At 71.8% G+C, this 21,928-nt stretch carries 22 protein-coding genes; 6 read left to right on the top strand and 16 right to left on the bottom strand.

Annotation, left to right across the window (positions count from 1 at the left end; genetic code table 11):
- Positions 1-88: 88 nt before the first annotated feature.
- Both ACIDOF_RS08880 and ACIDOF_RS08885 read left to right on the top strand, forming a co-directional pair.
- Positions 89-280 carry a hypothetical protein gene (locus ACIDOF_RS08880; protein ID WP_409005178.1) on the top strand — a complete coding sequence of 64 codons (192 nt, stop codon included), beginning with the start codon at positions 89-91 and terminating at the stop codon, positions 278-280.
- A gap of 220 nt (positions 281-500) precedes the next feature.
- Entirely contained in the window at positions 501-1,754 is a 1,254-nt protein-coding gene (locus ACIDOF_RS08885) for a glycosyltransferase 87 family protein (RefSeq protein ID WP_409005179.1), read from the top strand.
- A gap of 6 nt (positions 1,755-1,760) precedes the next feature.
- Here the strand turns inward: ACIDOF_RS08885 and ACIDOF_RS08890 are convergent, their stop codons facing one another.
- Both ACIDOF_RS08890 and ACIDOF_RS08895 read right to left on the bottom strand, forming a co-directional pair.
- Positions 1,761-3,410, bottom strand: a complete 1,650-nt coding sequence (locus tag ACIDOF_RS08890) for a DNA repair helicase XPB (protein WP_409005180.1) — start codon at positions 3,408-3,410, stop codon at positions 1,761-1,763.
- Between the two features lie 106 nt (positions 3,411-3,516).
- The gene (locus ACIDOF_RS08895) at positions 3,517-6,075 is read right to left on the bottom strand and encodes a helicase-associated domain-containing protein (RefSeq protein WP_409005181.1); all 2,559 of its coding nucleotides are present in this window, start codon (positions 6,073-6,075) and stop codon (positions 3,517-3,519) included.
- A gap of 133 nt (positions 6,076-6,208) precedes the next feature.
- Between ACIDOF_RS08895 and ACIDOF_RS08900 the strand changes: the two genes are divergently transcribed.
- A complete protein-coding gene (locus ACIDOF_RS08900; RefSeq protein ID WP_409005182.1) occupies positions 6,209-7,480 on the top strand; it encodes a hypothetical protein in 1,272 nt (423 codons plus the stop codon).
- A gap of 20 nt (positions 7,481-7,500) precedes the next feature.
- On the opposite strand, the gene ACIDOF_RS08905 is transcribed toward ACIDOF_RS08900, so the two are convergent.
- The 4 genes from ACIDOF_RS08905 to ACIDOF_RS08920 form a co-directional block, all read right to left on the bottom strand.
- Positions 7,501-8,460 carry an ABC transporter substrate-binding protein gene (locus ACIDOF_RS08905; RefSeq protein ID WP_409005183.1) on the bottom strand — a complete coding sequence of 320 codons (960 nt, stop codon included), beginning with the start codon at positions 8,458-8,460 and terminating at the stop codon, positions 7,501-7,503.
- A 184-nt stretch (positions 8,461-8,644) separates the two neighbouring features.
- Complete coding sequence (locus ACIDOF_RS08910) at positions 8,645-9,433, bottom strand: ABC transporter ATP-binding protein (RefSeq protein WP_409005184.1); 789 nt, start codon at positions 9,431-9,433, stop codon at positions 8,645-8,647.
- A gap of 2 nt (positions 9,434-9,435) precedes the next feature.
- Positions 9,436-10,521 carry a FecCD family ABC transporter permease gene (locus ACIDOF_RS08915; protein ID WP_409005354.1) on the bottom strand — a complete coding sequence of 362 codons (1,086 nt, stop codon included), beginning with the start codon at positions 10,519-10,521 and terminating at the stop codon, positions 9,436-9,438.
- Positions 10,522-10,535: 14 nt separating this feature from the next.
- Complete coding sequence (locus tag ACIDOF_RS08920) at positions 10,536-11,564, bottom strand: FecCD family ABC transporter permease (protein ID WP_409005185.1); 1,029 nt, start codon at positions 11,562-11,564, stop codon at positions 10,536-10,538.
- 142 nt (positions 11,565-11,706) lie between these two features.
- On the opposite strand from ACIDOF_RS08920, the gene ACIDOF_RS08925 reads away from it, so the two are divergent.
- The gene (locus tag ACIDOF_RS08925) at positions 11,707-12,351 is read left to right on the top strand and encodes an HAD family hydrolase (protein ID WP_409005186.1); all 645 of its coding nucleotides are present in this window, start codon (positions 11,707-11,709) and stop codon (positions 12,349-12,351) included.
- A gap of 19 nt (positions 12,352-12,370) precedes the next feature.
- On the opposite strand, the gene ACIDOF_RS08930 is transcribed toward ACIDOF_RS08925, so the two are convergent.
- A complete protein-coding gene (locus ACIDOF_RS08930; protein WP_409005187.1) occupies positions 12,371-12,610 on the bottom strand; it encodes a hypothetical protein in 240 nt (79 codons plus the stop codon).
- A gap of 201 nt (positions 12,611-12,811) precedes the next feature.
- On the opposite strand from ACIDOF_RS08930, the gene ACIDOF_RS08935 reads away from it, so the two are divergent.
- Positions 12,812-13,195: a cold-shock protein gene (locus tag ACIDOF_RS08935; RefSeq protein ID WP_409005188.1), complete on the top strand. Its 384-nt coding sequence runs from the start codon at positions 12,812-12,814 to the stop codon at positions 13,193-13,195.
- 15 nt (positions 13,196-13,210) lie between these two features.
- Here the strand turns inward: ACIDOF_RS08935 and ACIDOF_RS08940 are convergent, their stop codons facing one another.
- The 4 genes from ACIDOF_RS08940 to ACIDOF_RS08955 form a co-directional block, all read right to left on the bottom strand.
- Complete coding sequence (locus ACIDOF_RS08940) at positions 13,211-14,050, bottom strand: 1,4-dihydroxy-6-naphthoate synthase (RefSeq protein WP_409005189.1); 840 nt, start codon at positions 14,048-14,050, stop codon at positions 13,211-13,213.
- The gene (locus ACIDOF_RS08945; protein ID WP_409005355.1) at positions 14,047-14,742 is read right to left on the bottom strand and encodes a futalosine hydrolase; all 696 of its coding nucleotides are present in this window, start codon (positions 14,740-14,742) and stop codon (positions 14,047-14,049) included. Before ACIDOF_RS08945 ends, ACIDOF_RS08940 begins: the two co-directional genes overlap by 4 nt.
- 110 nt (positions 14,743-14,852) lie before the next feature.
- On the bottom strand, positions 14,853-15,335 hold the full coding sequence (locus tag ACIDOF_RS08950; protein WP_409005190.1) for a DUF2771 domain-containing protein: 483 nt from the start codon (positions 15,333-15,335) through the stop codon (positions 14,853-14,855).
- A 22-nt stretch (positions 15,336-15,357) separates the two neighbouring features.
- Positions 15,358-16,689 carry an MFS transporter gene (locus ACIDOF_RS08955; protein ID WP_409005356.1) on the bottom strand — a complete coding sequence of 444 codons (1,332 nt, stop codon included), beginning with the start codon at positions 16,687-16,689 and terminating at the stop codon, positions 15,358-15,360.
- A 418-nt stretch (positions 16,690-17,107) separates the two neighbouring features.
- Here ACIDOF_RS08955 and ACIDOF_RS08960 point away from each other — a divergent pair, with 418 nt between their 5' ends.
- Positions 17,108-18,034, top strand: a complete 927-nt coding sequence (locus ACIDOF_RS08960) for a DUF3027 domain-containing protein (protein ID WP_409005191.1) — start codon at positions 17,108-17,110, stop codon at positions 18,032-18,034.
- A 200-nt stretch (positions 18,035-18,234) separates the two neighbouring features.
- Here ACIDOF_RS08960 and ACIDOF_RS08965 read toward each other — a convergent pair whose 3' ends face one another.
- The 5 genes from ACIDOF_RS08965 to ACIDOF_RS08985 all read right to left on the bottom strand — a co-directional run bounded on the left by ACIDOF_RS08965 (position 18,235) and on the right by ACIDOF_RS08985 (position 21,927).
- On the bottom strand, positions 18,235-18,750 hold the full coding sequence (locus ACIDOF_RS08965) for a hypothetical protein (protein WP_409005192.1): 516 nt from the start codon (positions 18,748-18,750) through the stop codon (positions 18,235-18,237).
- A gap of 16 nt (positions 18,751-18,766) precedes the next feature.
- On the bottom strand, positions 18,767-19,198 hold the full coding sequence (locus ACIDOF_RS08970; RefSeq protein WP_409005193.1) for a hypothetical protein: 432 nt from the start codon (positions 19,196-19,198) through the stop codon (positions 18,767-18,769).
- A gap of 109 nt (positions 19,199-19,307) precedes the next feature.
- Complete coding sequence (locus ACIDOF_RS08975) at positions 19,308-20,963, bottom strand: alpha/beta hydrolase (protein ID WP_409005194.1); 1,656 nt, start codon at positions 20,961-20,963, stop codon at positions 19,308-19,310.
- 218 nt (positions 20,964-21,181) lie between these two features.
- Positions 21,182-21,523 carry a hypothetical protein gene (locus ACIDOF_RS08980; RefSeq protein WP_409005195.1) on the bottom strand — a complete coding sequence of 114 codons (342 nt, stop codon included), beginning with the start codon at positions 21,521-21,523 and terminating at the stop codon, positions 21,182-21,184.
- Positions 21,520-21,927 carry a hypothetical protein gene (locus ACIDOF_RS08985; protein ID WP_409005196.1) on the bottom strand — a complete coding sequence of 136 codons (408 nt, stop codon included), beginning with the start codon at positions 21,925-21,927 and terminating at the stop codon, positions 21,520-21,522. The genes ACIDOF_RS08980 and ACIDOF_RS08985 overlap by 4 nt, the downstream gene beginning before the upstream one ends.
- Between the last annotated feature and the right edge of the window lies 1 nt (position 21,928).

Raw genomic sequence — 21,928 nt, forward strand, 5'->3', positions numbered from 1 at the left:
GGCGGGGAAAGCGCGAGTTTAGGTCAGGCGGCAAGGGAGGGGCGAACGGTTTTCGCCGTCCTTATGTGCCGGGTCCGACACTGGAGGCATGAGCAGCGCAACCTTCACCCCAGCACCCGGCCGCCCCGGCCCGGGCAGCGGCGCCACCGCCGCGACGGGCGCGCGGCACAGCCACCGCCTCGGCGACGCCCTGCGCGCCGCCAAGGTCTTCGCGACGGCCGCGATCAGCGTGGCCGTACTCGGCGAGTACGGCGAGGAGACGGGCACCCACCGGCGGTGACGGGCACCCACCGGCGGTGACGGGCGCCCAGCGCGGTGACGGGCGCCCACCGGCGGTGACGGGCCCCCACCGGCGGGGACGGCGACCGGTCGGCGTCCGCGTCGGGTACCCCCAACTCGTATGTCCGGTAACGCCCTTGAACCTCCCTGCCACCCGGCCGTACCGTGCCGTTGATCGCCCCGTCGTAAAGCCGCCGTAACTGACAGGTAAGGTCACGCCCGTGATCCACCGGACTGTGACCCCGCGCTCACCCCGCGTCATCGCCTCCGGCGTGCTGCTCCTGGTCTCCCTCGCGGCCCTCACCGCTCTCTGCGTGACCCTGCGCATCCCCATGGCCGACACGCTCGTGTACCGGGCGGAGGGCGCGGCCGTCGTCGGCGGCACCGACCTCTACGGCTTCACGGTCACCGAGTGGAACCTCCCCGCGACGTACCCGCCGTTCGCCGCGATCCTCTTCGTGCCCACGACCTGGCTGCCGATACCGCTGCTCAAGATCGCCTTCGTCGTCGGGAACGTCGCGCTCCTCGCGCTCCTCGCCCACCTGTCGTTCCGCTTCGCCGGGATGCGCTCCCGCCCCTGGCTGCCGCTCGCCGCGACCGCGCTCGGCATCTGGCTCGAACCCGTCTTCCAGACCCTGCTGTTCGGGCAGATCAACCTCGCCCTCGCCTGCCTCGTCCTGTGGGACCTCGGCCGGCCCGAGGGCGCCGTCGGCAAGGGCTTCGCGCTGGGAATCGCCGCCGGCATCAAGCTCACGCCCGGCTTCTTCGTCGTCTACCTGCTGCTGATCGGCCGCATCCGTACGGCCGTCACGGCCACCGCGTCGTTCATCGGCACGGTGCTGCTCGGCGTGCTCGTCCTGCCCGGCGCGAGCGTCGACTTCTGGACCCGGCGGATGTTCGAGACCGCCCGCGTCGGCAAGGCGTGGATCGTCGACAACCAGTCACTGCAGGGGTTCGTCGCCCGCGTCCTGCGCAACGAGGAACCGGGCCTCCTGTGGGCGGCGCCCGCCGTGCTCGTCGCGCTGCTCGGCCTGTGGGTGGCCCGGCGCGCGCACCGCGGCGGCCACACGCAGTGGGGCCTGCTGACCGCCGCGTTCACGGCGCTGCTCATCTCGCCGATCAGCTGGTCCCACCACTGGGTCTGGTGCGTGCCCCTCGGCGCGCTGCTGCTCGCCGAACGCCGCGTCTGGACAGCCGCGTTCGTCGCCCTCCTCTTCACGGCCCGCACCCACTGGCTCCTGCCGCACGACGGCAAGCTGGACCTCCAATACCCCTGGTGGCAACAGCCGCTCGCCTCGCCGTATCCGGTGTTCGGGCTGGCGCTGCTGGTGTGGGTGGCGGTACGGACGGGACGTACGACAGGGACGGTCGCACTGCCGACCCAGCGGGCGGGGTCGGCCCGTCCGGCGTTCGAGGACGAGCCCGAAGGGCGATCGACGGACACCGAGTCAACGGGACGGACCCGGCGTACCTAGCCCTGCCTACGCACCCTCACCCGCCAGCACATCATCCGCGTCGGCGATCCGATACGCATACCCCTGCTCCGCCAGGAACCGCTGCCGATGCGCGGCGAAGTCCTGGTCGATGGTGTCGCGGGCGACCACGGAGTAGAAGCGGGCCTCGTGGCCGTCGGCCTTCGGCCGCAGCACCCGGCCGAGCCGCTGCGCCTCCTCCTGCCGCGAGCCGAACGTGCCGGACACCTGGATCGCGACCGTCGCCTCGGGCAGGTCGATGGAGAAGTTAGCGACCTTGGACACGACGAGCACGGAGATCTCGCCCTCGCGGAACTGGTCGAACAGCTTCTCCCGCACCGCGTTGGACGTCTCGCCCTTGATGACGGGGGCGTCCAGGTGCGCGCCGAGCTCGTCGAGCTGGTCGATGTACTGCCCGATGACGAGGGTCTGCTCGCCCTTGTGCTTGCGTACGAGCGCCTCGGTGACCTTCCGCTTCGTGGCCGTGGTGGCGCAGAAGCGGTACTTCTCCTCGGTCTCGGCGGTGGCGTACGCGAGCCGCTCCGACTCCGTGAGATTGACCCGCACCTCGACACAGTCCGCCGGGGCGATGTACCCCTGCGCCTCGATCTCCTTCCACGGCGCGTCGAACCGCTTCGGCCCGATCAGCGAGAACACGTCGGACTCGCGCCCGTCCTCGCGTACGAGCGTCGCGGTCAGCCCGAGCCGCCGCCGCGCCTGCAGATCGGCGGTGAACTTGAAGACGGGCGCGGGCAGCAGATGCACCTCGTCGTAGACGATCAGGCCCCAGTCGCGGGAGTCGAAGAGCTCAAGGTGGGGGTAGATCCCCTTCCGCTTCGTCGTCAGCACCTGGTAGGTGGCGATGGTGACGGGCCGGATCTCCTTCTTCGTACCGCTGTACTCGCCGATCTCGTCCTCGGTCAGCGAGGTCCGCTTGACCAGCTCGTGCTTCCACTGCCGCGCGGACACGGTGTTGGTGACGAGGATCAGCGTGGTCGCCTTGGCCTGCGCCATCGCGCCCGCGCCGACCAGGGTCTTACCGGCGCCGCAGGGCAGTACGACGACACCGCTGCCGCCGTGCCAGAAGTTCTCCACGGCCTGCTGCTGGTAGGGGCGCAGCGCCCAGCCGTTCTCGTCGAGATCGATGGCGTGCGCCTCACCGTCCACGTACCCGGCGAGGTCCTCGGCCGGCCAGCCGAGCTTCAGCAGCGTCTGCTTGATCTGCCCGCGCTCCGACGGGTGCACGGCCACACTGTCCGGGTCGATCCGGGCGCCGACGAGCGGCGTGATCCGCTTCGACTTGAGGACCTCTTCGAGCACGGGCCGGTCGGTGGTGGTCAGCACCAGACCGTGCGCGGGGTGCTTGGTGAGGGTGAGGCGGCCGTACCGGTCCATGGTCTCGGCGATGTCGACGAGCAGCGCGTGCGGCACCGGGTACCGGCTGAACTCGACCAGCGCGTCCACGACCTGCTCGGCATCGTGCCCGGCCGCCCGCGCGTTCCACAGCCCGAGCGGGGTCAGCCGGTACGTGTGGATGTGCTCGGGCGCCCGCTCCAGCTCCGCGAACGGCGCGATGGCCCGACGACAGGCGTCGGCCAGCTCGTGGTCGACCTCGAGCAGGAGGGTCTTGTCCGACTGGACGATGAGGGGACCGTTCACGCACGCACCCTTTCCGATCAACACCCCTCGCAACCCGAGAGGCCAAACGTCCAGTGTGCCGCAAACGGGGGGAACGCGGTGTGGCGTGGGACTCAGTGCCCGGCCCTCAGTCCTCCCCCAGCTCCGCCACCCCCGTCACCCGGTGCAAGGGGTACGTGCGGACCTCGTCGGCCGTGTGGTCGTAGGCCGTGACGAAGCCGCCTTCCACTCGGACCGGGGCGATGACGCGTTGGCTGGCTGTGCCTTCCGCGTTGACGTAGCCGATCCACAGGGCCTCGCCCGTCATGACCGCGGCCTGCATCGTGGCGAGGGTCTCCGCCGATGTGGTGCGGGGGAGTTCGCCGGGGGCCGGGCGGGACGCGGCGGCCGGGGCCTGGCGTTTGGGGGCCGTCGACGCCATGTCCCCGGCGCGGATCGCGCGGACCGCGGCGCCGAGCAGGGTGCCGTCCGGCACCGGCGGGCCCTCCGGCACGGGGGCGGGCGGGGTGCGCGGCGGGGTGCGGTGGGCGTGGGCGCGGGCGATCAGGACGTCGCCCTCGGGGGTTTCCGCGGACGGGGCGAAGCCCATCGCCCGCAGGCCGTCGAGGAGCGCCGCCGGGTCGGCCTGCGCGGCCAGGACCGTCGGCGCGAGGCGGCGCAGGCGCAGGGCGGCGGCGCGCTTGTCGGCGAGGATCTCGCCGAGCACCGAGTCGTCGTCGCAGCGGACGTACGCCGAGGCGGCGCCGATCCGCAGGTGGCCGTGCCTGCGCGCCACGTCGTCGATCAGGTACGACAACGGCTGCGGCACCGGCGTACGGGAGTGGGTCGCCAGGAACGTGTGCAGGTCGTCGGCCGTGCGGCCCGCGTCCAGGGCGCGGCGGACCGAGCCGGGCGTGAAGCGGTAGACCGTCGCACCGCCCTTCGACTCCACGTCCGCGAGCACCCCGAGGGTCTCGGCGAGCGGCCGCTCCAACGGGCCGGGCGCCACCGCCGTCAGGTCGGCCTGCAACAGCACGTGGTCGAGGGGCTCGGGGAGGAGGGGGGTGAGGAGTTCGGCGAGGGTGGATTGCAGCCCGCCCTCGCTTTGCGTGTTCTCCCCGCGTACGGAATCCGCGCCCTGCGTGCGTACGGACCCCGCTCCCGACACCAGCGCCCGTCCCGTCGCCGACAGGGCCCCGCGGCCCGTCACGCCGAGGAGTTCCGCCTCCTCCAGGGTCCAGCGGGCCAGGCGGGCGCGAAGGTCGGCGCCGCTCGGGTCGGCGGCCGGGCCGGTGCGCAGCGGGCGTTCCCAGCGCAGCCGGGCCAGGACCGCCTCCGGGTCCGGGGCCGCGCCCTGAGGCAGTTCGGCGAGCAGCCCGAGGACCCGGTGCCGCACCTCGGGCGCGGCCGAGCGGTCCAGGTGCGGGCCGAGCGCGGACAGCACCCGGTCCTTGCCGTCCCGCCCGCCGACGAGCCCCGGCGTGCGTGTCGCCGACAGCCAGGCCACGGCGAGGCGGGCCCAGCGCTCGGCGGCGGTGAGCTCCAGCCACTCGTCGTACGCGGGCGTCGCCGCGTACCGCTCGTCGGCCCGGCGGGACGCCGCGTCCTCCGCGTACGGGTCGAAGGTCGCGCCCTCGAAGCCGCCGTCCGACGCCAACAGGCCCGCCGCGTAGGCGAGTTCGACCCAGAACGCGGCCGTCGGCTCCGGGACGTCGAGGGCGACCGCCGTGCGCTTCAGGTCGCGCACGCTCAGGCCGCCCGCGCGCAGCACCGCGGGCCCGCCCTCGTGCCACTCCTTGAGCAGCTCCTCGACCGTCGCGACCGCGGTCAGGGCCTGCCCGGCCGCCGTCGAGTCGACGATCCGCGGCCGGTGCTCCGCCGCGGCCGGGACCTCGGGCGGCAGCGGCTGCGTGGTGCGGTGGGCGCGGCCGCCGCGCAGGTGCAGGGCGGCCTCGCGGGGCAGTACGACCGTGCCCGGCGAGGTCGGCACGAGCAGCCCGCGGTCGAGCAGCCACCGCAGATGCGCCGCCGGGTCGGCCGTGACCTGCCCGTACGGCGGGCCCCAGGTGAGGCGGCCGAGGACGTCCAGGGCGTCGACCGGGGCCTCGTCGAGCAGGGCGGACATCCGCGTACGGTCCGTGAAGAGGTCTGTCAGGGCGGAGACCGCCGACACCGGGTCGTGCGTCGACGTCAGGCCCGCGGCTTCGAGGAGCTGCTGCAGCCGGCCGGGGGACATCCCGGACGTGGCCTCGGCGACCGTCGGCCCGAGCCCCGTCGGCGACGGGTGCTGCGGCGAGGGCGCGAGCAACTCGCGGGCCGTGCGCACCAGACGCAGCCGCTCGTCCCCGCCCCACACCAGCGCCTGGTCGCGCAGCGTGCCGAGCGCGCCGGGCAGCGCGGCGTCCACCTCCGCGTCCCCGTCGTCCCCGGTGAGCAGCGCGCGCAGCGTCTCGTACGACGCGGGCTCCGGGGCCACCGCCAGGGCCTCGGCGGTCTGCAGCGCGAACGTGTCGAGCCGGCCGAGCGCGCGCACCACCGACGCTCTCGTGCCGGCCCGCGTGGCCAGCTGCGTCAGGTCGTTCGGCACGGGGGACAGCAGGTCGGGGCGGGCTCGCAGGAGGGTGGCGAGCGACGCGTCGTCGCGCTGCCTCAGCTCTTCGGCGAGCGTGCGGGGAGCCGCCGCGCCTGCCGTGCTCTCGGTCGTCATCCTTCACACGGTAGTAGGTGGGACCGACACGGCGGTCCCTCGCGCGATACGGTCGGGTGGCCCGACAGCACAACGCGCGCGCCCCGGAAGGGACTTACCGGAAGGGACTCAGCCCAGTACGCAGGGGGAACTCGTGGCGATCGAGAGCGATCAGCTCGTCTTCGACTACCTGAGCCGGGTCGGCGACCTCGCCCAGCAGCGGCAGCTCCCGTCGAAGACCCGGATGCGCCTGGTCGCCGACCTCCGCTCCGAGATCGACCGCCGCCGCGCCACGGTGTCCGGCGGCAAGACCCCCGGCGACAGCCCGTCCGGCGTCCGCCGCATCCTGGACCGCCTCGGCACGCCGGAGGAGGTCGTGGACCGGGCGGCCGGCGACGCCCCCGCGCCACCGGCGGCGCGGCCGGAGCCGTCGTACGAGGAGAAGCCCGAGCCCGCGCACGAACCGAAGCCCGAGCCCGCGCCCGCGCCTGAGCCGCGCGCCCCCGAACCCGCCGCCTCCGGACCCGCCCCCGAACCCGCCGCCTCCGGACCCGCCGCCCCCGCGTCGCCCAAGTCCCGCCTGTGGTCGTTCCTTTCCGTGCCCGAGCAGCGGGCCGACGAGGCGCCGGACGGGGAGGGCCGCACGGGGCACCGGCGGCGGTTCGTGCCGCGGCCGCGGTTGACGAAGGAAGCGAAGGAGCCCGAGGCGGCCGTCGAGCCGCCGCCGGTGCGGAGTACGCCGCCACACCTCGCGGGCGAGGACGAGATGGGCCCGAGCGGGTCAACGCCCGACTGGTGGCGCATCGACGACGGTCCGCAGGGTTTCACCGACTCCGTTCCGGGCTTCGTGGGCGGCGTGGAGATCCCGGAGATACTGCGCCCGCCCCGCCCGCAGAACGAGGACGATGGGGGCGACGAGGACGAGGACGGCGAGGGCGGCGCGTCCGACGCGGACCGGAAGCCGTCGCTGAGGAAGGCGGACGCGGAAACCGGTGACGCAGCGGCGGAGGGCGAGGAGGAGCCCGACGGCGGCGGGCGGAAGCTGCCGTTCCTGCGTCGGGCGAGCGCCGCGCGGGGAGCGCCCAGCTTCAGCAACCCGCTGCTCCTGCTCGCCGCCGCGGCACTCGTCGTGGGGGCGGCGATCGGCAACTGGGTCGCGCTGGGCGTCGGTTGGGCGATCGCGTACACCTCGCGCCGGCTCACCCAGCGCGAGGCGAAGTTCGCGTCGCTCGGCATCCCCGGCCTGGCCGCGGCGGCCGGAGTGGTGTGGCTGTGGGGGCGGTTCGACGGGCGGTGGGGCGAGGCCGTGCCGAAGGGCGCGACGGCCGACGCGTTCGCGGAGACCTGGCCGTGGGTGGTGCGCCTCGCGGCCGTCGCCTCCGCGCTGTTCCTGGTGTGGAGGTCGCAGCGGCAACGGCCGGAGTAGCAACTGCCGTACGCCTACGGCTACTTGGTGAGGTCGGCCTGCAGCTCGTCGAGGATCTTGTTCGCGGCGGTGTAGCCGATGCCCTGGATCCACAGCTGGTCGTCGACGGCGAACACCTTGCCGTCCTCGACCGCCTTGAGCCCCTTCCACAGCGAACCGCCCGTGGTCTGGGTCTCCTTGGCCTTCTTCGGGTCGCCGTACGTGGAGTGGAAGATGACGTCGGCGTCGGCGGCGTCGATCTTCTCCGGGCTCACGTCGTACGAGAAGCCGTCCACGGCCTTGTCCGCGACGGCGGGGCGGCCCAGACCGACGTCCTTCAGGATCGTCGCGATGTAGTTCTTCCTGCCGTAGATACGGATGTCGGCGCCCTCGACGAAGCGGACGACGTTGACCTTCGTGGCCGCGGCCTTCGCGTCGCCGCCGAGGGCCTCGGTGACGTCGGCGGCGTGGGTCTCGTACTCCTCGACGACCTGCTTCGCCTCCGCCTTCTTGCCGAGCGCGTCCGCGTGCACCTGGAAGTTCTCCTTCCAGGGGTAGCCGGTGTTCTCCGTCATGACGGTCGGGGCGATCTTGCTGAGCTGCGGGTACAGCTTCTCGTGCCGGATCTTGCTGGTGAGGATCAGGTCGGGCTTCAGGCCGGCGATGGCCTCGACGTTCGGCGTCATCATCGCGCCGACGTCCTCGATGCCCTTGACCTCGTCCTTCGGCAGGTAGTCGAGGAAGCCCGACTGCACGTCGGCGTGGGTGGCGCCGACCGGCTTCACGCCGAGCGTGATCGCCGAGTCGAGTTCGGCGGTGTCGAGCACGACGACGCGCTTCGGGGCGTCCGGGACCTTCACGTCGCCCATGGCGGTCTTGACGGTGTGCGTGCTGCCCTTCGCGGCCTCCGTGGAGTCCCCCGCGTCCCCCGCGCCGCAGGCGGTGAGGGCGAGGGCGGTGGTGGCGGCGGTGGCGGTGAGGAGCAGGGTGCGGGTTCTCATGGGGTGCCCTTTCGGTGGGTGGCGGTGGTGTTCACGGGTGCGGGTGGACGGGCGCCTGCGGCGGGCTGGTCACCCCACCCCGCCCCTTCCCGAAAGCCTGCGGCGCTGTTCGTTCGGCCGACCCGTCGTCGTGGTTGCTCGCGCAGTTCCCCGCGCCCCTTCTCAGGGGCGGGTAGGGGAGAGATCAAGCGGCCCACGGCGCGCCCGGGACCACCAGCGGCGACCCCGTCACCGGGTCCGGGACGACCACGCAGTCCAGCCCGAACACGTCCCGTACGAGATCGGCCGTCACGACCTCGGCGGGCGGCCCGGAGGCCACCACTTCGCCCGCGCGCATCGCGACGAGATGGTCCGCGTACCGCGCCGCCTGGTTGAGGTCGTGCAGGACGACGACCACCGTCCGGCCCTTGTCGTGGTTCAACTGCCGTACGAGATCGAGGACTTCCACCTGGTGGGAGATGTCCAGGAACGTCGTCGGCTCGTCGAGCAGCAGCAGCGACGTCTCCTGCGCGAGGGCCATCGCGATCCACACCCGCTGCCGCTGACCGCCCGACAGCTCGTCCACGGACCGCTCCGCGAGCTCCGCGACGTCCGTACGGGCCATCGCCTCCGTGACGGCCCGCTCGTCCTCCTCGGACCACTGCTGCCACCAGTGCTGGTGCGGCTGCCGGCCGCGCGCCACCAGGTCGGCGACCGTGATCGCCTCGGGCGCGACCGGCGACTGCGGCAGCAGCCCGATCTGCTGGGCGATCTGCTTCGTCGGCAGCTTCGCGAGGGCCGTCCCGTCGAGCAGCACCGAGCCCGCCCGCGGCTTGAGGAGCCGCCCGAGCGCGCGCAGCGTCGTCGACTTGCCGCAGGCGTTCGGCCCGACGATCACCGTCACCTGCCCGTCGGGTATGTCCAGGTCGAGGCCGTCGACGACGGTGCGGTCCTCGTAGGCCAGCGTCAACTCGCGCGCTTGGAGCCGGGTCACGACTACGCCTTCCCTCCGACGGTACGGCTACGGACGATCAGCCAGATCAGATACGGGGCGCCCACCGCCGCCGTGAGCACGCCCACGGGCAGTTCGGTCGGCGAGAACAGCCGGCGCGCGAGCAGGTCGGCTAGGACCACGATCACGGCGCCGGTCAACGCGCTGCACACCAGCGGGATCTGCGCGCCCCGCGTCATCCGGCGGGCGATCTGCGGGGCCAGCAGCGCCACGAAGTCCACGGGCCCGGCGGTGCCGGTCGCCACGGACGCGAGGACGACGCCGAGCAGCACGAGCCCGAGCCGCACCCGCCCGAGCCGCACGCCGAGCGCGGTCGCCGTGTCGTCGTCCATGCTGACGGTGCGCTGCGCGCGGGCCGCCCAGGCGACGGCGGGCAGCAGGATCAGCAGGGTGGAGCCGAGGAGTTCGGCCTCCGGCCAGGAGCGTCCGTTGAGGGAGCCGGTCATCCAGATCTGCGCCTGCTGCGCGACGAGGTAGTCGCCCTTCGTCATGAACAGCGTGGTCACGGACCGCAGCGCGATCGCGAAGCCGATGCCGATGAGCACGAACCGGGTGGCCTGCAGCCCGCCCCGCCACGCGAAGACGTACACGAGCGCCGCGGCCGCGAGCCCGCCCGCGATCGACACGTACGGCAGCACCGCGTACGAGGTGACGCCGAAGGTCAGCGCGCCCACGGTGAGCGCGCTCGCGCCCTGGCTGATGCCGATGATGTCGGGGCTCGCGAGCGGGTTGCGGGCGACGGTCTGGATCAGCGCGCCCGCCACCCCGAACGCGGCGCCGACGAGCAGGCCGACGACGAGGCGCGGCAGCCGCAGCGTGCCCACGACCAGCTCGTCGGCCGACGGCTGCCCGAGGACGACCTTCAGGGCTTCGGCGGGGGGTACGAAGCTTTCGCCGACGCAGAGGTAGGCGAGGGACGCTGCCGCCAGGAGAAGGGCGAGGGTGGCTGCGACCGCTACGGCTCGGCGGTGGACGAGGAACGAGGCCCGCCCCGCCTTCAGTACGGCGTATCCGGCTGGACGTCGACGCTCCCGGTTCGGGGTGGGCAGAGCCGTGGAGTCCTCGCCCACCGCGGTACGCGTGCTCACGCCGCCACCGCCTTCCGTCGTACGAGCGTCACCAGGAACGGCACCCCGATCAGGGCCGTCATCACGCCCGCCGGGACCTCGCTCGGCGGGAAGACGACACGGCCGACCGTGTCCGAGACGAGCAGCATGACCGGGCCGAGCAGCGCCGCCATCGGCAGCACCCAGCGGTGGTCGCTGCCGACGACCGCGCGGGCGATGTGCGGTACGGCGAGGCCGATGAACGCGATCGGCCCGGCCGCGGCGACGCCGACGCCGGTGAGGACGGTCGCGCCGAGCCCGCCGACGATCCGTACCGCCGCGACGTTCTGGCCGAGGCCCTTCGCCACGTCCTCGCCGAGCGCGAGCGCGTCCAGGCCGCGGGCCACGGACACCACGAGGACCACGCCGACGAGCAGGAACGGCCAGGTCTGCGCGACCACTTGGGCGTCCCGGCCGGCGATCGCGCCGACCTGCCAGAAGCGGAACTCGTCGAGCGCCGCGGCCTTCGTGGTGAGGACGGCCATCGTGACGGAGACGAGGAGCGCGTTGATCGCGGCGCCGCCGAGCGCCAGCTTCACCGGCGTCGCGCCGCCGCGCCCGCGGGAGGCGATGGCGTACACGGCGACCGAGGCGATCCCGGCGCCGACGAACGCGAACCACACGTACCCGCTCAGCTCGTGCACCCCGGCGAACGCGATCGCGAGGACCACGGCGGCCGAGGCGCCCTGGCTGATGCCGAGGATGCCGGGGTCGGCGATGGGGTTGCGGGTGATGCCCTGCAGCGCGGTCCCGGCGAGGGCGAGGGCCGCGCCGACCATCACGCCGATCACGGTGCGCGGCACCCGCAGTTCGCGGACGACCTGGGCGGCGTCGCTCTGGCCGCCGTGCAGCAGCGCGTCGAGGACGGCGGTGGGCGCGATGGCGCGGGCGCCGACCGCGAGGGACAGCAGGACGGCGACCGCGAGGGCCACGACGGCCGCGCCGGTCAGGGCGATGCGTCGGGCCGCCGGCTTGCGTCGCGCGGCGGCGGGAGGAGCGGCGGCCATAGGACCCTTTGAGGACGGTGTGGAGGACGACGAGACGTGACGTTCGATCAGGCGACGAGACGTGACGTTTGCTTAGGCTTGGCTAAGTGTAAGGGGCAGGGTTTCGGCCAGGCTTTCGGTCGGGGTCGGCACAATGGCCGTCATGGCATCGCAACCGAACCCCGCGTCCCCCCGGCCCGACGCCCCCCTCACGGTGGGCTTCGACCTCGACATGACCCTGATCGACTCGCGCCCCGGAATCCGGGCCGCCTACCGGGCGCTCTCCGCGGAGACGGGCACGTTCATCGACGCCGACCTGGCCGTCACGCGCCTCGGGCCGCCGCTCGACGAGGAGCTCGCGTACTGGTTCCCCGAGGAGCGGATCCCGGAGATGGCCGACCGCTACCGTGAGATCTACCCCACGTACGCGATCGAGCCGACCCTCGCGATGCCCGGCGCCCGCGAGGCCGTCGCCGCAGTGCAGGCCCAGGGCGGCCGGGCGATCGTCGTCACCGCCAAGCACGAGCCCAACGCGAAGCTGCACCTCGCCCACCTGGGCATCGAGGCGGACGCGGTGATCGGCTGGCTGTGGGCGGAGGCCAAGGCGGACGCGCTGCGCGAGCACGGGGCGACGGTGTACGTCGGCGACCACGTCGGGGACGTACGCGGAGCCCACACCGCGGGCGCGCTCTCCGTGGCCGTGCCGACCGGCCCGTGCGCGCCGGACGAACTGCGGGCGGCGGGCGCCGACGTCGTGCTCGGCGACCTCACGGACTTCCCGGCCTGGCTGGAGTCGTACCGCGCCTGATCCGTACGGGAGACGCGCCCTAGCGGGTCGCCTGGCGGGCCTGGCGGCGCTGCACCGCGATGGACCGCAGCACGCCGGCCGCGGCGATCGCGAAGCCCGCGCCCATCAGCATGCTCACGAGGTACGCGGCGGTCGGGAACGGCTCGGTGCCGAGGAACAGCGGGGCCACAGTGACCAGGGTGGCCACGGCGCCCACGAAGAAGACGATGGCGCCGATGCGAACCAGCCGGTCGCCCGCGCCCTGAGGTGTGTCACTCACACGGCCAGGGTAGTTCCCTGCGCGAAGGCGCCGGGACGGGGCCGGGGGACCGCGACGGACACCGCACGGAGAGCGAGAAACCAGTCTTGTCACCCGGCACCTGACCATTAGCCTTGGTACCGGCGGGTCGAAGGGCCCGCCAGACTGCTATCCAGGGCCGCGTGCGACGCGCGTACGAGAACAGACAGAGGACGGACAGACGTGCCTACCGGCAAGGTCAAGTGGTTCAACAGCGAGAAGGGCTTCGGCTTTCTCTCCCGTGACGACGGCGGCGACGTCTTCGTTCACTCGTCCGTGCTGCCATCCGGAGTCGATGCGCTGAAGCCGGGCCAGCGCGTCGAGTTCGGCGTCGTCGCGGGCCAGCGCGGCGACCAGGCGCTGTCCGTGACGCTCCTGGACCCGGCGCCCTCGGTCGCCGCGGCGCAGCGCCGCAAGCCCGACGAGCTGGCGTCGATCGTGCAGGACCTGACGACGCTCCTGGAGAGCGTCTCGCAGCAGCTGGAGCGCGGCCGCTATCCCGACAAGGCGCACGGCGCGAAGATCGCGGGCATGCTCCGCGCGGTCGCGGACCAGCTGGACGTCTGAACCTGGCGGCCCGTTCTACGGAAACCGCAGCGCATCCCGGCCGAGGGGCGGTACGAGCCCCTCGGCCGCGGCGCGGGTGAGCAGTCCGCGCACGGCCGCGTAGCCGTTCTCGCCGAGGTCGGCGGTGAACTCGTTGACGTACAGGCCGATGTGCTGGTCCGCGACCGCCGGGTCCATCTCCTGCGCGTGCTCCAGGACGTACGCCCGCGAGGCCTGCGGGTCGTCCCAGGCCATCCGGACCGACGAACGGGCCGCGTCCGCAAGGGAGTTCAGGGTGTCCGCGCCCAGCGAGCGCTTCGCGATGATCGCGCCGAGCGGGATCGGCAGGCCCGTGGTGTGCTCCCAGTGCTCGCCCATGTCGGCGAGGCAGTGCAGGCCGTACTCCTGGTACGTGAACCGGGCCTCGTGGATGACCAGGCCCGCGTCGACCTTCCCGTCCCGCACGGCCGGCATGATCTCGTGGAACGGCAGCACCACGATCTCCGGCGCCCCACCGCGCAGCGTGTCCGCGGCCCACAGCCGGAACAGCAGATACGCCGTCGACCGCTCGCTCGGCACCGCCACCGTCTTCCCCGCCAGGTCCGCGCCGGGCTCCCGGGTGAGGACGAGCGGGCCGCAGCCCCGGCCGAGCGCTCCGCCGCAGGGCAGCAGCGCGTACTCGTCGAGGACGTACGGCAGGACCGCGTACGACACCTTCAGGATGTCGAACTCGCCGCGCTCCGCCATGCCGTTGGTGATGTCGATGTCGGCGAACGTCACGTCGAGCTCGGGCGCGCCCGGGACCTGCCCGTGCGCCCAGGCGTGGAAGACGAACGTGTCGTTGGGGCACGGCGAGTAGGCGATCCGCAGGCTCACGGCGACTCCTGTTCGGTGACTTCGGCGGCGGCCACGAGGGCTTCGGCCAGTACGGGGAGGAGGGCGCCGAACGCGTCGGTGAGCGCGCTGAGGGCGTCCCCGATGCGCCAGGCGGCGCGGTCGCGCGGGCCCACCGGGTTGGACACGGCCCGCACTTCGAACACCGGGAGGCCGTGCGCGGCGGCGGCCTCGGCGACGCCGAAGCCCTCCATCGCCTCGGCGACGGCCCGCGGATGCCGCTCGCGCAGCTCGGTGGCCCGGCGTGCGGTGCCGGTCACGGTGGAGACGGTGAGGACGACGCCGGTACGGGCGCCGGTCGCGGCGGCCGCGGCGCGGACGAGCGCGGGCGGCGGGGTGTGCACGGAGGTGCCGAAGCCGAGTTCGGTGACGGGGAGGAAGCCGTCGCCGGTCTCGGCGCCCAGGTCGGCGGCGTCGATCGCGTCGGCGACGACGACCGAGCCGACCGGCGCCTCGGGCTGGAAACCGCCGCCGATCCCGGCCGACACCACCAGGTCGTACGGCTCACCGCGGAGTGCGGCCGTGGTGAGCGCGATGGCGGTGCCGGCGGCGGCCGCGGCCGGGCCCACGCCGACGGCGAGGCAGTCTACGGCCGGCCGGTGCGCGGGCGGGGCGGCGGCCACGGCCCGGGCCACAGCGTCCCGCTCGGCGGGGACCGCTGCGGCGACCAGGATCCGGGGCGGGGTCCCGGGCCGGGTCGGAGTCCGGGGCTCGGCGGGTGTCCGGTGCTCGGCGGGTGTCCGGTGCTCGGTCAAGATCGAGTGCTCAGGAGCTCGTGGAACTCCTACTCACCCTTCTTGAGCTCGAAGTGCCAGATGCCCTTGAGCTGGTTGCCGTCGGTCTGCACCAGCGAGACCTGGGCCTTCTTCAGCGCCGGGCCGCCCTGGCCGGAGGAGAAGAACACGTTGCCGGGGATGGAGCGGTACGTCTTCTTGAACGGCTCCTGCTCGGCCTGCTGGCCGCCGATGAACAGGGTCCAGCCGGTCTCGGCGACCTCCGGGTCGACGCCGAAGCGGACCTTGTCGTCCATGCCGACCGTGATGGACTTCTCGGCTTCCTTCTGCAGGCAGGACTTGATCTCGCTCTCGCCGATCGCCTTGCCGTCGCTGTAGCAGGCCGCCTCGGTGTTCTCGGACGTGCCGTTGACCGTCACGGTCGCGAGCGGCGTCGGCTTGTCGCAGGCCGAGAGGACGAGGAGTCCGGCGGACACGGCGCCGAGGGCGGCAGCGGTGCGGCGGCCCTTGGCCGTCATACGCAGGGAGGTCATGCGCGAAAGGCTATCGTGCCGGTCACTTCAAGTGCGGGTGCGGGTGGTCCCGGTGGGCGGCGACGACCAGGCCCCGCACCGTCGTCAGCCAGCCGAGGGCCACGATGCAGGCGCCGACGCCCAGGCCGAGGCCGCCCTCCAGGGGCAGCGTGATGCCGATGCCGCCGCCGAGCACCCACGACATCTGCAGCAGCGTCTCCGAGCGCGCGAACGCCGACGTGCGCACCAGCTCCGGCACGTCCCGCTGGATCAGCGCGTCCAGGGACAGCTTGGCCAGCGCCTGGCCGAGGCCCGCGACGGCGCCGAGCGCGGCGATCACCGGCGCCCCGTAGAACACCGACGCGGTGATCGAGACGAGCAGGACCAGGCCGACGAACGCCACGATGATCAGCTCCGGCGGCCGTTTCCGCAGGGCCGCGCCGACCGCCGTGCCGAGGGCGTTGCCCACGCCCGCGGCGACCGCGACCATGCCGAGCGAGACGGCGGCGCTCTGCCCGGCGAGCGGCTCCTCGCGCAGCAGGAACGCCAGGAAGAAGATCAGGAACCCGGAGAGGCAGCGCAGCGAGGCGTTCGCGGCGAGGCCGTGCGTCACCGAGATCCCGACCGTGCGCAGGCCCGGCTTCTTGCCGTGCGGCAGATGCAGATGCTGCTCGTCGGCGGCCAGCAGCGCCCTCGACTCGCCCCGCGCCGAGTCGACCTTGTGCGGCAGCCGGAACGACAGGAACGCCCCGAAGAGGAACACCGCGCACGCCCCGTACAGCGGCCACTGCGGCCCGATCTGCTGCAGCCCGGCGCCGATCGGAGCGGCCACACCGGTGGCGAGGAGCCCGCCGAGGGTGACCCGCGAGTTGGCCTTGACCAGCGAGAACGTCGGCGGCAGCAGTCGCGGTACGACGGCGCTGCGGACCACTCCGTACGCCTTCGACGAGACGAGGACGCCGAGGGCCTCCGGATACAGCTCGATCGAGCCCGTCGACACCGCCGCCGACAGGGCGAGCGCGAGGAGCGCCCGCGCCAGCATCGAACCGGCCATCGCCGCGCGCCGGCCGTGCGGCAGCCGGTCGAGGAGCGGGCCGACGACCGGGGCGAGCACCGTGAACGGGGCCATGGTGATCGCCAGGTAGAGCGCGACCCGGCCGCGCGCCTCGTCCGTCGGCACGGAGAAGAAGACCGTCGACGCGAGTGCCACGGTGATCATCACGTCGCCCGCGCCGTTCACGGCGTGCAGCTCGATCAGCTTGCCGAGACCCGACTCGCCCGCGCCCTGCGCGTGGGTCGCCTTCCTGATGCCCCGCGCGGGGCCGGTGAACGGCAGGTGCAGGGCACGGCCGACCGCGCGGCCCGCCTTGCGCAGCGGGCTCGACCGCTGCGGCGGGCTCGACGGCTTCGGCGGCCGTGGGCTTGATCCTGACGGAAAGGCCACCCCGTCATAGTGCCCCAAGCCGGGCGTTCCGATCGTGGTGACGACCTGCCGGACCGGTTCCGTACACCCCCCGGAAACCGGCCGGCGTCCGGTTCCGAGATCATTTGGAGATGTCCTCGGAGCGGATGCCGTGTGGGCTCGGGCGCTTTGAGGGGGTAGCGTGCGTAGCGCGCCTGCGGCGGTTGTTCTTGGCCGCGCGCCTCTTCGGCATCCCGCAGAATGGATGACGTAGGCGCGCCCGGGAGTGACCGGGCGCGGACGTCGACGCGGCCCACTGGTCCGCTCCGTCCGTGCCCCGTACCGATTGGACGGCGCACCCGTGAGACGGCGTAGGAGAGAAGCGATACCTGTGAGCGCAGCGACAACGCGAAGCCGCACCCCTGACCGCCTGTGCGCCGAGGCGGTCGACCTCGCCAGGGCGGCCGCCGAGGAGGCCGCGGCCCCCGGTGTCGTCGGCGAGCACGTCCAGGTGGTCTCCGAGGGCGACCGGGTCGTCACGCACTTCTTCGAGTGCAAGGAGATCGGCTACCGCGGCTGGCGCTGGGCCGTGACCGTGGCCCGCGCCTCCCGCGCGAAGGTCGTCACCCTCGACGAAACGGTGCTGCTGCCCGGGCCCGACGCGCTCCTCGCCCCCGAATGGGTGCCGTGGAGCGAGCGCCTGCGCCCCGGCGACCTCGGCCCCGGCGACCTCCTTCCCACCGACGCGGACGACCTGCGCCTGGAGCCCGGGTACTCGGGGGAGGACGAGCCCGCCCCGAACTCCGCGGTCTCCGAGGAGATGGCCGACCTGGTCGAGGCGGAGGACGCCGAGGTCACCGACGGCCCGCCCGCCAACCTGCCGCTCGCCCCGTCCCGCGGCTCCATCGCGGCGGTCGCCGAGGAGCTCGGCATGCGCCGCGCGCGCGTCCTCTCGCGGTACGGGCTGCATGTCGCGGCCGACCGCTGGGAGGAGTCGTACGGCGCGAAGACGCAGATGGCGCAGGCCGCGCCGGCCACATGCGTCAGCTGCGCGTTCCTGGTGCCGATCGGCGGCTCGCTACGGCAGGCGTTCGGCGTCTGCGCCAACGAGTTCAGCCCGGCCGACGGCCACGTGGTGTCGCTCGCGTACGGCTGCGGCGGCCACTCCGAGGCGGCGGTCATGCCGAAGCCGCCCCGCCCGGCGCCGCACGTCTTCGACTCGATGAACGTCGACGCCCTGCCGTTGCGCCCCTCCCCGGAAGGCTCGGTCCCGACGGAACCTTCGGGGGACGGCTCGGAGGACTTGGGCCACAGCTGAGGTTTCTCGGCGGTACGGGGGGGCTGGGTGCCACGTATGGGGCACGAGGTTTCGGCACCCGGCACGCACGGGGCGCCCTCGTCGTAAGCAGCCGAGCACCCGGCACGCCCAAGCCCAGCCCCTCGCCCACCCACCCGCCCCCACCGGCAAGTTGGGCCCTCTCCCGCGACGCGCTGCCTCGCAGGCGAGGGCCTACTGACTCAGCCGAAGTCCCCGAGTGACGGTGACGGATGGGGCTGGGTTCTGATGGAGTCGTCGTAGGTCGGCATGTTCGTACCGTAGGACTGCCGAGGGTCCGTCATCTCCTCGGCGCTCTTGGTAGGAGGCCCAGGCGCGTGGCCATTGGAGGGTGGCGGCCGAAGGTTGCGCATGGACGGGGGCAGCTCGCCGTACGCAGCCTGGGGTGCCATGTCTGCCCCGGCCTTCTCGAAGTCCTGCTCGATACGCTTCTCGTTCCAGTCGTGACCGTCCGCGGAGGCCCGCAGGTTTTCGGCGCCGGCTTGGGTCCGGCGCCGTAGTCCCTCAAGCGCAGGCTCCCAGCTGGTGGCAATGGTCTGCAGCGCCTGGCCCACGGACCAACCGGCCAGTGAGGAAGCAGCGGTCGAGGATTCTTCGGTGGCAGTGGCCGACGGCTTCTTCATCTCATCGGCGATGCCGTCGCAGTCGTGGGCGGATGAGCGCAGGACTGCCGAGTCGACACGTGGCCCTTTGGACATCTTCGGATCGTCTCCCTCAGAACTGCTGCTGCTTGGCGCCGGGCGGGAGCATGCACGGGGTGCGGACGGCGAAGGTCAGGCGTTGAGGCTTGGTCCTGCCACTGCCTACTGTCTCCGCCTCTACGGAGTAGTTGTTCTTCGGGTTCCGTGCAGAGAAGATGGCCGATTCATAGGAATTTTTGAACTCCCGGTAGCCGGTGATTTCATAGCCCTTCTTCTTGAGCTCTTCATGCAGGATGCGCACGACGCGGGTGTGCTCCTTGGTGGGAGCAGGTGAGCGCACGTAGTAGAAGAGGTTGTATCGACCGTCTTCGGCCACCTCATCGTTTTCGCCAAGGCAGTCCTCGTATTCGACGGTCTCGGTGGACTGAATCAGTTCGACCTCGGTGACCTTGGCCATGTAGGAGGTGTAGTCCTTGGCCCACTTCAGCGCCGCGGCCTTCTCCATGCGAGGCAGCGGGGCATTGGGGCTCTTTTCAGGGCTCGGGGAAGACATGCAACCTCCAATTGCGAGAATGGTGGCCAGTAGCGCCGGTGCCAGGTGAATTGTGCGGTTTTCAGCCGATGATGATCGGGTCTGGCGGCGGGCTGTCGTAAGAGTCCTTCTTGGGAACTTCCGTCGGACTCTTTCCAGCAATGATTCTTCCTTGATTCGCAAGGGATTCGCTGGTCTTCTCCTTGTCCCCGTCCCAGTAGCCGCTGTGCCCATGGGTGTCCACCTTGAAGTTGTTGCCGCCGAAGTTCTCCCGCAGCGGGTCCCGGCCGAGCGTGCCGCCAGCGAAGTCGTTGATGATGCTGTCGTCCTTGGCGCCGCCCGCCCAGACGTGTTCCGGGTCCATCTGCAGATCGGTTGCGTGATCGACTGTCATGCCAGGGCTACCGACCACCACTACGTCGTCCACGCCGAGCCCCTTGCCCTCGGATGCGGCGGCACCGACAACAGTGGATCCGTAGCTGTGTCCCAGGACCGTGGTGTGACTTGGCGGACCCTCGTGAGAGGCGCGCATGCCTTCAGTGAAACGGCGGAGATCGGGACCAGCTTCATGGGCACGTCCGTCAGTGGCGACACCGTCGTAACCGCCGTCCCCCTTGGCCATCGGGGCGTCGTAGCCGATCCAGGAGATCATGGCCACCGATTCGTCGTCAGAGCTCTTCTCGGCGGCTGATTGGAGTTTTCCGATACGTGTTACCTGGCCGGGCACCTCGTTCATATCGGTATTGGTTCCCGGCACGAGCACTCCGGTATGTGCCGCAGTGTCGGGGTTCCCCATGGCGATAATGGCGCGGCCGTCGCCTTTGGAGTCGTAGCCCAGGAGATATAATTCCTTTCCCTTGTGAGCGCCGTCTCGTTCATTCAGCTGTTCGTTGAGTTTCAGGGCGTTTTCGAGGCGCTTGTTGTACGAGTCGGGGCTCTCTCCCGGATAAGCTTCCTTGATGTTGCCCTCCTGCAGGAGGTTCAACTCCTGGGCCAGGGCGGTGCGGTTCGCATCGTCCCTCACGGTGGAAGGTAATCCGTCTGTCGCGCCGATCTGCTTCGGATAGAGCGCTGCGTATTCCTGACGTTCCTCAGGACTAAGAGCCTTCCACCACTCTGCGGCGGCTTTCGGATCGTCCTTCGGGATCTGTGGATCCTGGATCCCGAGTGCCTTCATCGCGCTCTTGGCGTCGGCTGCGGACTCGGCTGCGGCGTCGTGATTCGACGAGTCGGTGAGGATGTCGCCGTTCAGGTCTGCCAGTGCTTTGGAGCCCTTGTCGCTGGCCCGTTCCGCGTCGGCCAGAGCCTTGTCGATACGGGCACGGTAGTCCCCGAGCAAGCCGCTGCGGTCGGCTATGACTTGCTGCGCATCCGGGTCATTGCGAGGGAGGTCCGAGGTGGTCGGGTCGCTGACCCAGCCATCGCCATCCACCTCGAAGCCGTCCTCCTCGGCTCGCCGTATCGCGTTGCGAAGGTCTGTCTGGGCCTGCTCCATCCAGAACTTGGTGTTCTCCAGGACTGAGGCGATTGCCATTGCCTCAGTCTCGGCAACGCCCAGGCGACTTTCCACATCCTCCAGGAAGTACAGGGCCTTTTCGGCGTCGTCACCTTTCCACGAATGATGCAGAGGTCCGGTCACTCGTTCTCTGTGACGGGCCGTCAATGAGTCCATGATGCTGGAGAGCTTGCGCCACGCCTTGGCTGCAGCTTCCAGGTCGGAGAAGTCCTGTTTGTTCAACTATGCAAATTTAGAGGTCATTGCGACCCCTCGCTGCCGTGCGCCCGTTGCATCTTTCAGCGCGTTGGCGCGTGTGATTCATGCTCGGCCCCCGATTCGGCTGATCGCCTTCGTTTTCGGCGATTCAGTCTAAGGAAGTGAACCGTGTGGCGGGAGAGGGATGTTGGCCAGGTGCGGCCCGCCTGGAATTGCGTCGGGCCTCTGAGAGGCCATGCCCCTCACGCCGCTTCCACCCCGACCCGCACCCCATGAATCCGCTCCGGCCCCACGTCCCGCCCCCGTAGGGCCATCTCCAGGGCCCACCGCCGTTGCGCCTGGGCGCGGTGTTCCGCAGGCACCAGCCTCGGGCGGGCGTGGACGTGGACGTAGGGGCGGAGGGTGTTCCACAGGGGCGGGTCGATGTACAGGGTGCGGTCGTCCGCCGCGTCCTCCGCGTACGGACTTCTGCGCACCCGTACGCGCGGCGGCGCCGGACGCTCGGCGACCGCGACCGCCGTACGCCGTCGGGCCCCGCGCGCCGGAAACAGCCACGCCAGCAACAGCAGCAACAGCCGCCTCACGCCGAACCGCCCCTCCGCGTCAGCGAGTTCACCGCCGCGACCCGCGCGCTCAGCAAATCCGTCGCCGTCACCGGACGTACGCGGTCCGGGCGTGCGTCCCACTCCCGCCCGCCGAGCAGCGGCCGCAGCTGCACACGCCCGCCCTCGTGCCCCATCACCTCACCGACCCGGCCGGTCTCCTCGTCCCGCACCGTCGACCCCACCCGCAGCAGCGCCTCCGCGAGCATCCGCGCCGTCGCGACGTCGCACCGCCCCAACTCGATCAGCGGGTACGGATCCTCGCGGGCGCACGACACCTGGTCGATCCCGAACGACGGCAACTTCACCCCCACCCCCGCGAACGCGACCCCCAACACGTCCCGCACGCACTCCGCCTCCCGGATCCGTTCCTCGGCCGTACTCATG

It is taken from the genome of Streptomyces sp. Da 82-17 (genome assembly GCF_046098215.1).
Lineage (GTDB): Bacteria > Actinomycetota > Actinomycetes > Streptomycetales > Streptomycetaceae > Streptomyces.